The organism is Rhodopirellula sp. UBA1907, assembly GCF_002337565.1.
GTDB lineage: Bacteria > Planctomycetota > Planctomycetia > Pirellulales > Pirellulaceae > Rhodopirellula > Rhodopirellula europaea.
Map to the genome: position 1 here is coordinate 1 of NZ_DDGH01000082.1, position 2,702 is coordinate 2,702.

Below are 2,702 nucleotides of genomic sequence, written 5' to 3' on the forward strand. Positions count from 1 at the left end.
GCCTGATCTCTGTGCCTGATCTCCGTGCCTGATCTCCGTGCCTGATCTCCGTGCCTGATCTCTGTGCCTGATCTCAACGACAGGTCCATTGCGACAATGACCAAACCACGGATGACACTCGGACACGCGTTCTGACAAAGGATCCCACGCCGTTTCGCGAAGCGGCCCACCCGCACCCCGAAGTCTATACACAATTAAGACTTACGGTTCCGGAGGGTTGAAACGACCCCGTGGTCGAAATCGACTGGATGCGTCATATTCTTGGCCCCAATCAGATTCATCCCCCTCTGCTCAAGAGCCTTCCCTTGCTAACGATTGAGAAATACTCCTTCGGCGTCGGTGACCGTTTCGCCCATCAAGCGGCCGCTCAACTGCGATCCTTCACTCGTTTGGCCGAAAAGGGCATCCACGTCGCTCCGGTTTGGAATAAATCCAATCGCGAACACACCTTTGTCGGCTCGCAACCAGAGAGCGTGCACGACGCCGCAGCGGCCGCCGTCAAAAAGCTTGGCTTCGATCGCCCTTGGCACGTCGACGCGGATCACATCGGTTTGCAAACCGTCGAGCCGTTCCTGCCTTGCTCGGACTTCTTCACTCTCGACGTTGCTGACTCGATCGGCAAACCAGCCGACCAAGCTGACATCGATGCCTTCGTTGCCAAGCACAGCGAACTGATCGGCACGTTGGAACTGGAAGGCCTCTCCGCTCCGCTGACCATCACCGAAGAAGATGTTCGTCGTGTCGCTGGTCAGTACATGCTGGCAACCAAGGAAGCGGGCGAGATCGATCGCCACATCGCTTCCGTCAAAGGCGCAGGCAACTACATCGCCGAAGTTTCGATGGACGAAACCGACGAACCGCAAACGCCACCCGAGTTGTTGATCATCTTGGCGATGTTGGCCGACGAAAACATTCGCGTGCAAACCATCGCACCGAAGTTCACCGGTCGATTCAACAAAGGCGTCGACTACGTTGGTGACTTGGCTCAATTCGAACGCGAATTCAATGATGACGTTGCGGTGCTGGCTCACGCCGTCAAAGCATACGGCTTGCCCGAAGTGTTGAAGCTCAGCGTTCACAGCGGCAGCGACAAGTTCAGCTTGTACCCAATCATTCGCGATTGTCTGAAGCGAACCGGCGCGGGCGTTCACTTGAAAACCGCTGGCACGACTTGGTTGGAAGAGATCATCGGGTTGGCGGAAGCCGGTGGCGATGGGTTGGCACTTGCCAAAGAAATCTACGTTTACGCGTTGGAACACGTCGACGAACTCTGTGCTCCTTACGCCAGCGTCATCGACATCGACCGTTCGCAGTTGCCTGATTCGGCCGCTGTTGAAAAGCTGGACGGTCCCGCGTTTGCGGAACTGATTCGCCACATCCCTTCGAATCCGAACTTCAACGCCAACGTGCGTCAGTTGTTGCACGTGTCGTTCAAGGTCGCTGCGAAAGCGGGCGCTCGTTACACGGATCTGCTGAAGTCCAACGAAGAGATCGTCGGCCAACAAGTCACCGAGAACATCTACGATCGCCACCTGTTGGCGTTGTTCATCGACGAAGATGGCAAAGCCATCGGAACGGGAGCCTGAACATGAAAGCGTTGCAACTGAGTGCTCCCAAACAGTGGGAGCAAATCGACATCGACGAACCATCGTCGCCAGCTGCTGGTGAAGCGTTGGTACGGATTCACCGCGTCGGTGTTTGCGGGACTGACTTGGGCGGCTACCTCGGCAAATTCCCATTCTTCTCGTACCCGCGAATTCCCGGCCATGAACTGGGTGTGGAAGTCCTCGCGGTTGGCGAAGGCGTCGAAAACGTGAAAGTCGGCGATCGCTGCAGTGTTGAGCCCTACATCAATTGCCAAAAGTGTTATTCGTGCGAACGTGGTTTGACGAACTGCTGCGAGTCACACCAAACACTCGGTGTGATGTGCGACGGTGGGCTAACCGAAAAGATGATTCTGCCGGCCCGCAAACTGCATCCAGCCAACAACCTGTCGTACGAGCAATCAGCGCTCGTTGAAACGTTGGCCATTGGCTGTCACGCGATCGATCGTGCAAACGTGACCGAAAAAGACACTGTATTGGTGATTGGTTCGGGCCCGATTGGATTGTCCGCGATCGAGTTCGCTCGTGTGGCAGGTGCCAACGTCATCGTCGCCGACCTCAGTCAAACGCGATTGGACTTTGTCACGAACAAAATGGGCGTGACCGACACCATCCAGTTTGATGGATCCGAAGCGGACATCGAAAAGCTGGAAGCGATGACCGATGGCCGTCGTGCGGATGTGGTGGTCGATGCAACCGGCAACCATCATTCCATGCGTCGCGCAATGGAGATGGCCGCGTTTGGCGGACGAGTCGTCTACGTCGGGATCACTCAGCAAGACTTGCAGTTCCCGCACGCACCGTTCTTACATCGCCGCGAGTTGACGATCCTTGCCAGCCGCAACGCTTTGACTCGAGATTTCTCTCGCATCATTCAGTTGATCGAGTCCGGCGTCATCGACACTGATCCTTGGATCACGCACCACGCGAAATTCGAGGAAGTGATCGAGTCCTTCCCGGCTTGGACGGATCCCGAATCGGGTGTCGTGAAAGCCGTGATTCACGTTTCCTAGTATAAGGAAATGCGAGCCCACGACGGTCTACCAAGACCGTCGCGTATCTTCTCAACACACGTACGATGGTCTTCCAAGACCGTCG

Annotated in this window: 2 protein-coding genes; both read left to right on the top strand. The window is 56.0% G+C overall.

The features are described from left to right. The first annotated feature begins 305 nt into the window (after positions 1 to 305). Positions 306 to 1,586 (top strand): tagaturonate epimerase family protein, encoded by a 1,281-nt coding sequence (locus B2R17_RS17445; protein WP_339888062.1) that lies wholly within the window; start codon positions 306 to 308, stop codon positions 1,584 to 1,586. Positions 1,587 to 1,588: 2 nt separating this feature from the next. Then, complete coding sequence (locus B2R17_RS17450; RefSeq protein WP_286764992.1) at positions 1,589 to 2,617, top strand: zinc-binding alcohol dehydrogenase family protein; 1,029 nt, start codon at positions 1,589 to 1,591, stop codon at positions 2,615 to 2,617. The last annotated feature ends 85 nt before the right edge of the window (positions 2,618 to 2,702 follow it).